The 12,081-nt window shown below is 66.7% G+C and carries 10 protein-coding genes and 1 tRNA gene; 2 read left to right on the forward strand and 9 right to left on the reverse strand.

Annotated elements, in window-relative coordinates; genetic code table 11:
* Positions 1-54 precede the first annotated feature (54 nt).
* Positions 55-131 (forward strand) — tRNA-Pro (locus tag Poly30_RS05815).
* Positions 132-547: 416 nt separating this feature from the next.
* Here the strand turns inward: Poly30_RS05815 and Poly30_RS05820 are convergent.
* The 9 genes from Poly30_RS05820 to Poly30_RS05860 form a co-directional block, all read right to left on the reverse strand.
* Positions 548-1,282, reverse strand: a complete 735-nt coding sequence (locus Poly30_RS05820; protein ID WP_145195216.1) for a DUF695 domain-containing protein — start codon at positions 1,280-1,282, stop codon at positions 548-550.
* Positions 1,283-1,306: 24 nt separating this feature from the next.
* Positions 1,307-1,963, reverse strand: a complete 657-nt coding sequence (locus Poly30_RS05825; RefSeq protein WP_145195218.1) for a phenylalanine--tRNA ligase beta subunit-related protein — start codon at positions 1,961-1,963, stop codon at positions 1,307-1,309.
* Positions 1,964-2,026: 63 nt separating this feature from the next.
* Positions 2,027-2,827, reverse strand: a complete 801-nt coding sequence (locus tag Poly30_RS05830) for a response regulator transcription factor (RefSeq protein WP_145195220.1) — start codon at positions 2,825-2,827, stop codon at positions 2,027-2,029.
* Positions 2,828-3,418: 591 nt separating this feature from the next.
* Positions 3,419-6,166, reverse strand: a complete 2,748-nt coding sequence (gene ppc / locus Poly30_RS05835) for a phosphoenolpyruvate carboxylase (RefSeq protein ID WP_145195222.1) — start codon at positions 6,164-6,166, stop codon at positions 3,419-3,421.
* Positions 6,167-6,217: 51 nt separating this feature from the next.
* Positions 6,218-6,709 (reverse strand): adenylyltransferase/cytidyltransferase family protein, encoded by a 492-nt coding sequence (locus Poly30_RS05840; protein ID WP_419191011.1) that lies wholly within the window; start codon positions 6,707-6,709, stop codon positions 6,218-6,220.
* A 15-nt stretch (positions 6,710-6,724) separates the two neighbouring features.
* On the reverse strand, positions 6,725-7,834 hold the full coding sequence (waaF, locus tag Poly30_RS28170; protein WP_419191012.1) for a lipopolysaccharide heptosyltransferase II: 1,110 nt from the start codon (positions 7,832-7,834) through the stop codon (positions 6,725-6,727).
* Entirely contained in the window at positions 7,834-9,051 is a 1,218-nt protein-coding gene (locus Poly30_RS05850) for a radical SAM protein (protein ID WP_145195224.1), read from the reverse strand. The genes waaF and Poly30_RS05850 overlap by 1 nt, the downstream gene beginning before the upstream one ends.
* 18 nt (positions 9,052-9,069) lie before the next feature.
* On the reverse strand, positions 9,070-10,050 hold the full coding sequence (locus Poly30_RS05855; protein ID WP_145195226.1) for a Gfo/Idh/MocA family oxidoreductase: 981 nt from the start codon (positions 10,048-10,050) through the stop codon (positions 9,070-9,072).
* The gene (locus Poly30_RS05860) at positions 10,047-10,847 is read right to left on the reverse strand and encodes an NUDIX hydrolase (protein ID WP_145195228.1); all 801 of its coding nucleotides are present in this window, start codon (positions 10,845-10,847) and stop codon (positions 10,047-10,049) included. The genes Poly30_RS05855 and Poly30_RS05860 overlap by 4 nt, the downstream gene beginning before the upstream one ends.
* 312 nt (positions 10,848-11,159) lie before the next feature.
* Here Poly30_RS05860 and Poly30_RS05865 point away from each other — a divergent pair, with 312 nt between their 5' ends.
* Complete coding sequence (locus Poly30_RS05865; RefSeq protein WP_145195230.1) at positions 11,160-12,023, forward strand: hypothetical protein; 864 nt, start codon at positions 11,160-11,162, stop codon at positions 12,021-12,023.
* The last annotated feature ends 58 nt before the right edge of the window (positions 12,024-12,081 follow it).

Genomic DNA, 12,081 nt, shown 5'->3' on the forward strand with positions numbered 1-12,081 from the left:
CCATCCTCTCCATTGACCTCACCCCCCCTCCCCCCTACCCTCTCCCCCCATCGTCGGGCCGTGGCGCAGTTTGGTAGCGCGCTGCAATGGGGTTGCAGAGGTCGGAGGTTCGAATCCTCTCGGCCCGACCAAATTCAATGAAGCGGGGTGGTTCGCGTAGCGAACCACCCCGCTTCATTGAATTTGGATGTCCATGCGACATCCGCTGACGCGGATGTGCGTTGGGCGGATCGGCTTCGCCGATCTAGCTGAGAGCAGATCTCAGATGAGCAGGGGGCAGGGCTCTGGGGGCAGGGCTCTGGGGGCATGGGTCAGATCTTCGAGAGCAGGCTTGGGCTCGGGCTCGGCTTGGGCTTGGACTCGCTTCTTGATAGGTCTTTTCTCCAGTGCCCTGAATCAGAAGTTCGTCGTATTAGTTTCGCCTGTTTCGCTCCGTAGCTGCGTTGCCGAACCTTGGACGGAACTACTGCTACGCACTGCGGTTCGGACGCCTTGCTACGAAACGAAACAGACTGAAACTAATGCGACGAACTTCTGATTCAGGGCACTAGCTCGTCGCGATCCACTTGATGTGGTCTCCGTCCAAGGGGGCGCAGACTTCCGAGAGCATTTCTGTCAGGGCTGGGAGGACGTTGGGGGGGTCTTCGCGTTGGACCTGGGCGGTGGTGTAGTGGTCCTTTCTCGTCTTGGGGGGAGTGGTGGGTTCGAAGCCCAGCAGGTGGAGCGACGAGAGGGCCAGTTCTGCCGCCTCCCTCGACGGGAAAGAGAGCTTGTGCGCGATCTTTCTTGGCTGCGTCAGATCGTGGCCCGCTCGTCTCAGGGAGGTGAGGGCTCGATCGTTGATCGCCTTCAGACGGGTTCTTGTCGGCGGCTGGAGGAAGGTCTCGTAGTGGTGCCAGTTTGGGTCCGGCTCGGCGTGGATCCACATCTCCCAGCCACCCTCCTTCACGATCGACTCCAGCGTCGGGATCAGGTTCTCGTTCAGGTCAGACGGCGTGTAGAGCGCCACTTGCCACGAGCCTGCCGCCGTCCATCCTCCTACCTGAAGAGTTGTTGGGGGGAGGGACTCCCCGATACGGCTCGTCGCGTTGGCGATCGTCTGCGACTCCTCCTCCGTGGCGAGGCCTGCTTCGGTCGGTTCCTGCAGGGGCGCTCCCAGGATCAACAGCGCCGTCGAGGAACCAGAGCGGAGTTCTCGGTCGAAGTAGGCGAGGTCGCACGTGATCCTTGCCGGAGATTCATCGATCTCCGCGTCGTACGTATGCCAGTGGGGTCGATGCATGCTGGGGGAGGTTCGACTGGGCACTCAGGTCCGTGGAGTGATGGTGGTGCCTGGCGTTCGCGTCAAGAGAGCCTGGTAGTAGGTCTTGGCTTTCTCGGCGTGTTCGGCGTGAGCGATCGGAGCCCAGAGGATGGTCAGCGTTTGCGTGGTGGCTGGCGAGGTCTTTGTGCGGTGGCAGTCCTTCACCGCGTTCGCGATCGGGCCCGCTGCATCGCGCAGGCAGAGAAGCCCGCGAAGGGAGATCTCCTGGCCACTCGCGTTGAAGACGTACGACTCGTCTCCGGCGATCGACACCTCGAGCGGTGGTTGGGCAAGGTCCAGATCGATCACGCTGATCGGGAGGCCGCTGTGCAGGCTCACCGCATTGCACGCGTCCACGGCCAGGTTGATCGACGGGATCTTCCCCTCCGCTTGCGCACGCACGAGGTACTCCGAGGAGGGCTTTCCTCGACCTGTCGGCTTGTGGCCCCCGTGGCGAAGGAGATCGCGCACGTCCTGGCGCAGGACCTCGCGCTCCTCGGGAAGCATCGGCTTCAGGCCGCTCGTCGGATCGTCGACGGTCGCGCCCGGCTCGAAGAGCCTCACGAGGTCGGCGGGAACCGGGATCTCGGCGAGTGGGCGCCCGAAGTCCGTCAGGAATGCGGCCTGGAAGAGTAGCGGGTGGGGGGCGAAGGTCAGCATGGAGGGACCACGATAGCGATCCATGCTGAAACTCGCTTCGTCATCCAGCTCCGCGCGCGAGTCTCAGGTCTCGATGCCGTTGCGCACCGCCAGTCGGATGAGCTCTGCCGTCGATTTGACGCCCAGCTGCTCCATCATCTTGTACTTGTGGTACTCCACCGTCTTGCGAGAGAGCTTCAGTTCGCCGGCGATCTCCTTCGCGATCTTGCCCTGAACGAGCCCCTCCAGAATGTGGCGCTGGCGGCTGGAGATACGATCGAGCGGACGTACCTCCTGGGCGGCTTTCCCCGATGCAAGGCCTGCGGAGGCGCTGATGATGTCGACGGCCAGGGCCGGCGAGATCCACCTTTCACCCATGAAAGCTCCTTTGATGGCTGAGATGAGTTCGGAGGAAGCGGCGCGCTTCAATACGTATCCGTCGATGCCGAGTTCGAGCGCTTCGAGGGCGTACTCCACGTCCTCATGCATCGTGAGGATGATGACCTTGCACTGCAGGCCGAGTTCGTTCAGCGCTCGTATGGCCTGAACGCCTGTAAGCCCAGGCATCGAGTAATCGGTCACGACAAGGTCGGGTTTGCAGGACGCCGCCAGCTCGACGAGTTTGTCGCCCGCGGATGCGGTGCCGACGACATCGAACTCCGTTTGCAGCAAGCGCTTCAGGCCCTCCAGAAAGATCGGGTGGTCGTCCGCAAGTACGATTCGCCTCCGAGGTTCCACTGACGGAGCCGACTCGCTGGGTGAGCTCCGAGGCGCCTGTTTTCCCGGCCGTTGCGTTTCCGTCTGGACGCCGGAGGCCGTCGATGCGGATGCGACTGGCGGCTTCTTCACGCCCGGCGGCGCAGAATCTGAGGATTGGAGGGACATGGGAAGGCGGAGTGGCAGAGAGGTGAGCGGGTAGAGCCCGAGGCAGTCACGAGCGCGAGCGCTCGCCCCGTGAAGATCAGGCGAACTCCGGTCGAGCGAACTGATCGGTATGCATCACAGGCCGCGAACCGCTATGGATAGACCGCGGCACGACAGGCTTCTTAGCGTCAAGGTTGTGTTCCATGGAGGTTCGAAGCTGGTCTCGGGATAGCACTGTTTGGAAAGAGCAGTCGGCCATCAGTGACCCGTGAGGACGAATGCGTCAGCGAAGCAGGGAGCCCGGAAAATGGATCCCTGAGTCGATGATGAAGATGTTCCGTGAATGCAAACTCCTTCTCCTGTGGCGTTCCTAGCGGACTTCTGTGTCTTCTTAGGAACAACGCCATCCAGGTAGGGAACGACCTTCTACGAACACGGGTTGTTTCTCTTCTATGCGTTGACTTCGGTCTCGGTTGCCTCTTCTGAGCCGAATATTTCCCCTGAACCTGTCAGCGGTGACATTTTGGCCGCATTCGGCCGCGAGCCTGTAGGGGTGGATTCACGCCGTAGCTCGGCGCTTTCCGTCCATCAGGTCTGCCAGCTTCCTTGGAGTCAGCCCGTGTTCCTCAGTCCGCGCGCTATGCCCCGTACCGTCTCCACGAGCAATCGTTCGAGAGCCGCATCCTCCCGTCCGCTCGCTCTCCATTTGGCCAGGCAGTCCACCTGGATCAGACTCATCGGATCGACGTAGGGGTTGCGCAATCGGATCGATCGCTGGAGCACCTGATCATCGTCGAGCAGTTCCTGACCGGACCGAATCTCGAGGATCAGCGAACGCGTGCGGTCGAACTCCTCCAGGATGATCGGGAACATCCGCTCGCCGACCGAGCCTGCAAGTCGTGCATAGCGGGCCGCGATGTTCATGTCGGCCTTGGCCAGCACCATCTCGACATCGCTCATGAACGTGTCGAAGAAGGGCCAGCCCAGGTTCATGGCGCGGAGCGTTTCGATCCCATGACGGTCCCGGATCGCCGCGAGTCCCGTACCGACTCCGAACCAGCCCGGGAAGATCACGCGGGCCTGGGTCCAGGCGAAGACCCATGGGATCGCGCGCAGGTCACCGACGCCGCGCATGGCGCGTCGCTTCGCCGGTCGGCTGCCGATGCGCAGGCGTTCGATCACGTCGATCGGAGTCATCGACTGGAAGAGCTCCGGAAAGTCCGGATCGTCGTGGACGAAAGCGCGGTACTTGGCGCGGCTCGTGGCGGACATCAGCTCCATCGCCGAGACCCAGAGGGGATCGGGTTCGGGCGGCGCGTCACCGGTCGCCATCCTCTCGATGGTGGCGCCGAGGATGAGCTCCAGCGTCCGGATCGCGTTCCCGCGCAGACCGAACTTGTCATGGATGACCTCGCCTTGTTCGGTGGTGCGAGCGCGGCCCGCGATGGCGCCCTTCGGCGCAGCCATGAACGCAGCCCGCGGCTTGCTCCCGCCGCGGCTCGCCGAGCCTCCGCGCCCGTGGAAGAAGCTCACGCGCATCTCCGTGCCTTCCGCGGCTTCGACCATTGCGGCCTGGCTCTTCTGCAGCGCCCAGCGCGAGGCCGTGATCCCGCCGTCCTTGTTGCTATCGGAGTACCCGAGCATCACGAGCTGCTTGCCCTCGCGCTGGGCGAGGTGCTCGGCGTAGATCGGGTCTGCCGCCAGCGCCGCGAGGACGGCCGGGCCGCGCTCCAGGTCATCGACCGTTTCGAAGAGCGGGACCACGTCCAGCGGGACCCGGTCGTTCTCGTCGACGCAGCCGCCGGCCCTCGCGAGTGCCAGGATCGCCAGGGCATCGTCTGGACCCTGCGCCATGCTGATCACGAACGTACCGACGGCCTCCGAGCCGTGCCGCTCGCGTGCCGCGCGCAGCGCGTCGAAGACCTCCAGCGTGCGGAGCGCCTCGTCCGAAGGCTCCGCTCCGCCGTCGTCCTCCAGCGTGTGCTCCTCGAGCGCCTTGCGCAGTCGCTCCGTTCTCTCCTCGCGCGAACGCTCGCTGAACTTCGCGTCGCCGAGGAGCTCACCGATGACGCGCCGGTGGACCTCGGCGTCCTGGCGGCAGTCGAGATGGGCGAGGTGAAACCCGAAGGTGCCCACGCGGACGAGGAGCCGCTCCACGAGTCGCAGCCCTGCCTTTTGCCCGCGGTGCTCATCGAGACTGGCCGCCAGCACCTCCAGGTCGGCGACGAACTCGTCCGGAGAACGGTAGCGGTGCTCTGCCTCGTCGGACGTGGCGCCGAGCTTCGCATGGATGCCCTGGAGCGCCTGGCGGTACGGCATGTCCTCGTACCGCTCGGGCATGTTCGTGAACGCCTCTGGAAACTGCTCCCGGTAGCAGGCGACGAGCGCGTGCACACCCTCGCTCGCGATGACGCGGCTCGATGACTGCGAGAGGTGCCCGAAGAGATCCGTGATCTCCCGTCGATAGCGCTCGATCACGATCTGGAGGTGCCGGTTCAGCGTCGCGCGGATCGTCGTCGCGCCTACCGCCGGGTTGCCGTCCATGTCGCCGCCGACCCAGCTCGCGAACCGCGCGAGCGGCGCGTCCAGTCGAATGGAGCGCCCAAAAGCACCCTCGAACGCGCGCTCCAGCTCCGCGTGCAGCGCGGGCACGATTCGATAGATGACCTCCGACAGGTAGAACAAGACGTGCTCGACCTCGTCGCCGACGGTCGGCTTCACGTGCAGCTGCTCCTCGGTCTGCCAGCCGCTGGCGATCTCCAGCTCGACCTTCTCCTCGACGCCGGTTTGCTGGTCCGGGGTCAGCGTTTCCAGATGGAAGCGCTCCATCAAGAGGCGCGCGATTCGCTGCTCCTTGCGCAGGAGCGTTCGCCGCACCGCCTCGGTCGGATGGGCCGTCATGACGGGTTCAACGGAGACGCTGCGGATCGCGTCCTCGACCTCGTCGGCGGAAACCCCGGCGTCTCGGAGCTGCAGGAACACGTCCCGGAGCCCGCCGGGCTGGGGCTCGTGGGCTCGCATGCGCTCCGTTCGACGGCGGATCCTGTGCACTCGCTCCGCCATGTTGACGAGGCCGAAATACGCGGAGAACGCGCGCACGAGCTCGAAGCCCTCATCGGGCTCCAGGTCGCCGAGGATGGCGCCGAGCCGCTCGTCTGCCGTCTCATCGCCGCGCCGACGCTTGCGCGCGAGCTTCCTCGCCGTCTCGACGGTGGGGAAGAGGCTCTCGTCACCGAGCTCCTGCAGGAGCTTGCCGAGGAGCTGGCCGAGCCAGCCCACATCGCGTCGGAGGGGGAGGTCTTTCTCGGCGAAGGTGATCCGGCCGTCGTTGAGCGCGGCGCGTGGCGTGGGGGCTGACATGGGGGCCAGCGTAACCTGCGGAGCGCGTCCCGCAGCTACCTGGCCGCCGCGCTATTCGTTCGCCGGTTCTTCTGCCCGCGCCATCTTGCCGATCAGGTCGGTGCTCGAGTGCTCCTTCGGATCGCCCGCGATCGCGATCCGTCCGCCGTAGCCCTCGACCACGGCGCGCTCCGGAACGGCGTCCGCCGTCCAGTCGGTGCCTTTCACGTGGACATCCGGCCGAAGCGACTCCAGAAGGGCGTGGGCCGTCGGCTCCCTGAAGCTCGTCACGTAGTCGACCCCGCGGAGGGCGGCGATGACCTCCATGCGCTCGACCAGCGGCACGAGCGGCCGGCCCTCACCCTTGTTCTTCCGAACGCTGGCGTCGTCGTTCAGCGCCACCACGAACAGATCACCCAGGGCCGCCCCTTCGGCGATCAGCCGCACGTGCCCCACGTGCAGCACGTCGAAGCAGCCGTTCGTCATGGCGACGACGCGCCCCTGCCGCTCGGTCGCGAGGCGCCGCGCCAGCTCTTCGTAAGAGGGGATGATCTCGGCGGACAAGGAAGCCTCCGGGCCCTACGCAGGAAGCCCCGTGCCGACGTCCGCCACGAGGTCGTCCACCGCCGCGACCATGCGCTCGGGGGTGATCTTCGTCATGCACTCGTGGTGCCCGAGCGGACAGATCCGTTCCCGGCACGGGCGGCATTCGATGTCCTCGATCAGGACGCGCTGGCGCCCGAGGTGGTGGCGCGTGTGGCCGTCCTCGGTGGGGCCGATGGGCACGACCACCGGAAGCCCCAGGGCGACGGCCATGCTGCGCGGCCCGGTGTCGTTCGAGAGGGCGATCTCCGATCGCACGAGGAGCGCCGCAAGCTCCGACAGCCTGAGCGTCGGATCGATGATCAGATGGATGCCGTGCTTCGAGTGCTTGGCGACCTCGTGACCGATCTGCTCTTCGCCGGGCCCGGGCGCGAGCACGGTTTTCCAGCCGCGCTGCTCTAGAAGCTGGTCGCAGGCGGCCGCGTACTGCTCGGGTGGCCACATCTTGGCCGAGCCGAACGCCGCGCCTGCGATGACCGTGACGATCTGGTCCTCGTCCTGCACGCCCACCTCGGCGAGCCGCCTCCGAACGGTGGCGCGCGCCCCGTCGTAGACCGGCGTTTCCATGCGGTCACCCGCGTCGGGAATCCCCAGCATCCGGGTGATGTTGAGGTAGCGCTGGATCATGGAGAACGCGAGCAGCTTGCCCTCGTCGTCCCTGGGCCGCGGGATGTCGTGGGTGAGGAGCGAGCGGCGAAGGAAACCGCGTCCATAGCCCGCGCGGACAGGGATGCGCGCCAGGTACGGCGCGGCGGCGACACGCTCGGACTCACCGAACAGAATCGCCCAGTCGAAGCCTTCCTTCTTCACGAGCCGCGAGCGGCTCCAGATGTCCTTTGCGCCGCGCCCTGGGTCCACGAGGAAACGATCCACCGAGTCGAGCCCGACCACGAGGTCCGCCTGGTAGTCCTTGCCCTCGACGACCAGCTCCGCGTCCGGAAACGCCTGGCGCACGGCTCGCATGGCGGGCGTGCACATCACGACGTCGCCCACCCAGCTCGGCAGCCGCATCAGGATCTTCTTCGGATTCCGATGCTTCTCGGGGATCGCCTGGCGTGCGATCGGTTCGCTTTCGGTGATCGGCATCAGAGGAAGAAGTCGCCCGTCTCTTCCGCTTCCTCGACCTTCCCGTCCTCGCCTTCGACGAGGCCTTCGATCCACCAGTTCACGTCGTGGTAGAGGCAGGTCACATTGCGGCACTCGTGGCTGGCGTCGAAGCGATCGAGGAGAGCGGCCACGGACTGGCCGGTCTCGGCCGCGCGCGCCTCGCCGGCGTAGGCTTCCTTGGGACCGACGACCGCCTTGTCCACGCCGCGGTGGGCCGGGCAGTTGTAGACGCCGGTCGGCGTCAAGACCTGGCGCAGGGCCTGCATGTGACAGGTCTTCGGCTGGCGCGTCGACTCGCGCCAGGAGCCGTCTTCCAGCATGCGCAGGTTGGTGCTCTCGAAGACCTTGAACGTCCCGTCGCCGAGTTCCTTCGCGAGGTCGACCTGGCGGCGAATCTCGGCGACGACCTCGCGCTCGCGCGCCTCGGCCTTCGCGGGGTTCATCACCTCGGCGCCGTCCTCCTGGCGCTCGAGGATCGGCTTGAACGCGATGTAGTCGAACTGCGCCGCCTTCGCGCGCTCGGCCGCCATCACGATCTCGTGGATGTTCTCGTTCAGCGCGTGCTCCTCCCGCGACGCGCCGCTCCAGACGATGATGTAGCTGAAGCCGACCTGCGGCGCCGGGTTGATCGCCTTGAGCTTCGGCACCCATTCGCAGATCACGTCGAGCGTGACCGCGCTGCTCGTCGGCTTGTGCATCTCCCGGAACAGCTCGTTCGAGCCCGAGTCCAGCGACATGCGGATCCAGTCCTTGTCGTCGAAATCGCCGATGACCTCGGCAAGGCGATCGCCGCGGCTACCGTTGGTGACGATCGAGACCTTGAGCCCGAGTTCCTTCAGGAACTTCGTGAAGCCGACGAAGCCGGGGTAGAGGGTGGGTTCGCCGCCGCCGATCAGGATCACCGACTTGAGGCCGCGCTCGCGCATCAGCGCAATGGACGTGCGCAGGTCTTCCTCGGCGAGCTTGTGCTTGGTGTTGAGGATGTCCCAGTCGATGCAGTGGGTGCACCGGTAGTTGCACGCGGTCGTCAGATCGAGGTTGATCGAAACGGGCGCGATCTCGGGCATCGCGGGCTCCTCCGCGCCGTGCTCACGTGCCGCGCGGACGGCCCGGCGCCAGTCGATGTACGCCTGGAGGGTCGGCGCCACGGAGGGCTGGCGGAGCTTGGCCGAGAAGTTGTGGATCGCGTGTTTCATGGGCGCGCAAGAGTGTAATCAGGTGGAGGCCCCGAATGCGTCGGCGATCGACTTCAGCATCCCGACGCGGCGCGAAAGCGTGCGATCCGGCGTCATCCCCGCGTGAATCTCGGCGGTTGGAAGGCTGACGGATCGGATCCGGGAGACGAAGTCGGCCACGCGCAGCGTCAGTGGATCCGGCAGGTCGAAGACCGCAGACCCTCGGCGAAAGAACAGCGCGTAGTCCCGCGGCCGGATGCAGCGATCGACGCGCGTCCCGTCGACGGAGATCCACGCCGCGCGGGGTCCGGCATCCGGCGCGAGGGGCCGCCCATCCAGATGGATCTCGATCTCCAGCTCGGAGTTCGGGCCCGCCAGCGTCCCGCGGATCCAGAGGTCGTTTTCGGAATCGGCGTCGATTCTCAGCTCGCGGAAGCCCGTGAGGCTCGGGTCGAAGGCCTGGGCGACGCTGAGGGGGTGGGGGGCCGCGTCGCCGATCATCTGCAGGCCATGGGAGGCGGGCTGCATGCCCATGCCGAGCGAACGCGCCCCTGCAACAGGACGGCCGAGCGCTTCCTCCAGGGTCGGCAGCGTCCAGGGCCACTGGGCGTTCACCTCGAGTGCCAGGCCGGCGGCGGCGAAGCGGTCCTCGAGCTGCGTGGCGCGCTCGACCCAGTCGATCTCCGGGTACCAGAGGAAGGGCTTCTCCGCGAGGACGTGGCACCCGTGGGCGAGCGCTGCCTCGACGAGGTCTCCGTGGGTCCCCGCCGGCGTCAGAACGCAGACGGCGTCGAGTTCGTGGCCGAAGAAGGCCTCGGTGTCCGCGGTGGCAGCCGGCGTTTCGGCGTCGCCTTCAATCATGTTCGCCGCGGCCGCGGCGGCCTCTTTGGCGGACTCCTGGGTGCGGCCGAGCACGGCCACGACCTTGGCTCCTGCCGCAACGAGGTCCCGCGCGAAGAAGGGGCCGAGCCCCTGACGCGCCCGTCGAGCTCCGATCAGGCCCACGCGAGGCGCTTTCATGCGGGCTCCGGTGCTTCCGGTGCTTCCGGTGCGTCCGGTGCGTCCGGGGCGCGCTGGAGCCCCAGCGGCTGGAACCGAGCCTGGAGTTCGGCGGGCAGGTTCCGGGTGAAGCAATCGAGCGCCGGGACGAAGCCGACGTGGTCCGCCAGCCGCAGCAGCGCGACCTCGGTCTTCATGTCCGGGATCCGCCCGTCCCGGCACATCTCGATGGCGTCACGGAGATCGAAGAGGTGCACGCGCGACCACTCCTCCATCACGCTGCCGTCGCCGGTGGGCTCGCCGCGCTCGTCGAGCGCCGCCTCGGCGGCGCAGAAGTAGATCTTCTCGTCGGTCGTCCCCGGGCTCGCGAACGTCTCGCCGCCCAGCGGAACGAGCGAGGCCTCCCGGACCCTGAGCCCGCCCTCCTCGTGGGCCTCGGCGGCGGCGCGGCGCTGGAGACCCTCGGCGCCCGGCGGGTCGCTGGCCTCGACCATGCCCGCGACGACTTCCAGGATCGAGCGGTACTCGCGCGGATCGGGGTGCACGAAGCTCTTCTCCCGGCGCAGATAGATCGGCGCCCGGGACGCCTCGCGGAGGAGCACTCGCACGCGGCCCTCGAATCGTTCGTAGAGGACCGAAACGACCGCGTCGCTACCGGGTCGCTCCACCACGTCGCAGGGGTAGGGCTCGGAGTACGTCCCGTCGGAATACGCGTTCCGCAGCCGCAGCCGCCGGAGCGTGAGGAAGCCCTGATCGCAGCGCGCCTCCGCGGTTCGATCTTCGACAATCTCCATCGCCTTCAGGTCTCGATTCGACATGACAGGCACGTTACCCGCTCCGGCAGGGCGATTCGGCGGGACTTCGACGCAATTCGAACAGTGAAAATCGCCGCTTCGTGCCAGGCTTCAAGACGCCGGGGAACCTGCGAGCCGGTTCGATTCGTCCCATCCAGAGGCGTCCAGGGGCCGTTCGAGCCCGATCTCGGTTCCGCGTCGCGAATCGGTAACGAAAGGCTCATGGGAATGTAACTCGATTCAACGTCAGCCACTGTGTATTCCGAATAGCCCAAAGCGGTACTGAGGAGTACCGAGCGAAGGGATCGGTCGCGACCCACGAGATTCTCCGACACCATGAAGTCCACAGAGCGCCAGCACGAACCAGCCGCACGATTCGCACGGACCGGATGGGCCGCACGAATCGGAAGCGCCGGCGTGGTCGCGGCGCTCACGGGTGCTGCACTCTCTGGCCTCGGCGGATGCCAGGCCCCCTGTGGCGCGACGCCCTTCGCCTACGGAAGCGCGGCCGCCTGTGCGGAGCTCGCCGCGGAGCCGGATCGTCCGATCTCCCTCCAAGCGTCGCTGGACCCGCTGCGCGAGGCCTTCGATGCCCATGCCGATGTGCCGCGCCTCGTGGTGCTGATGCCCCACATGGGCTGCGAGCGCGGCGCCGAGATTCTGCGGCGCGAGGTACTGGGCGCGCATCCGGGCGAGGACCTCGCTCTCTTCGTGATCTGGCAGGACGAGGCTCGTACCGGCGGCGCCGACGCGGCCGCCCGCGCCTCGGGCTACCTCAAGGACCCCCGCGTGACCGCGTTCCACGACTGCAGCGGAATCGCCGGTCGAGCCTTCGCCACCGGGAATCTGCCCGTCGCCGAGGCGCGGGAGGTCTTCCTGTTCTACCCGGCCGGGCTGACCTGGCCTTCGGAGGGTGGCAGGCCGATGAACGCACGTCCGGTCGCCGCGCAAAGGCCTCCCAAGACCGAGAACTGGGTCCACCAGCTGGGGCGCGTGGCCCCGGAGCGCTATTGCACGCCGGAAGAGCTGCCGCGGGCCATCCGGGAAACCGTGGCGCGTTTGCTAGAGGACGCCGAGGCTCGTCGCGAGGCGTTGCGCCAGGAGGCACACGTGCAGACGGCCAATCAGGACGGATCGGCCGGCTTGCTGCAGACGGGCGCATGGGCGTCGGATCGCCGCGCGTCGACTCGCCGCCTGTAGTTCTGCCCTTTCTCGGTGGAAGGCGATTCGGGCCGGAATGCCGAGGGAAGAGGAGTCT

Origin of the sequence: Saltatorellus ferox (genome assembly GCA_007751475.1) — a bacterium.
Classification (GTDB): domain Bacteria; phylum Planctomycetota; class UBA1135; order UBA1135.